The 515-nt window shown below is 41.6% G+C and carries 1 pseudogene; it reads left to right on the top strand.

Going from position 1 to position 515, the window contains the following annotated elements:
* Positions 1-515 (top strand): annotated as a pseudogene (locus HT698_RS09820) (hypothetical protein); the annotation flags it as partial.

Here is a 515-nt window from a genome sequence, read left to right on the forward strand (position 1 = left end):
AGAAGATGTGATTGGAAATGAGAATGCGACAGCGGATCAAGTAAGAGAAGCACTAAGAAAAGTAGGCGACGCTAAAACGAACTTAGAAAAAGCAACAACAGTATTGAACAATGCAGGAACAACGCCAGCTAAGGAAAAATTATCAAGAGAAGCAGCAGCATTAAGCAATAGAGCAGATACAGCAAACAAAACACCAGACAGTGTTACAGCGTACAATAATAAAGTAGCTGAAGCGCAAAATGATATAACACAAGCGCAAGCAGCAGCGCAAGCAGTAGCAAATAAAGGTGATGATGCGACAGCAACAGAAGTATCAGAGGCACAAGCGAAGGTAACCGCAGCACAAGCGAAATTAGACGAAGCTAAGAAACTGTTAGTAGCTCAAGAAGACAAATCAGGCTTAACAACAGCTAAAAATGAATTAGCAGATGCGATAGCAGTAAATGCAGATACAGCGGATAAACCACAAAGCAAAGTACAAGCATACGAAACAGCTAAGCAAGCAGCAAAGCAGC

The sequence above is a fragment of the Streptococcus sp. 3109 genome, from assembly GCF_013276905.1.
Classification (GTDB): Bacteria; Bacillota; Bacilli; order Lactobacillales; family Streptococcaceae; genus Streptococcus.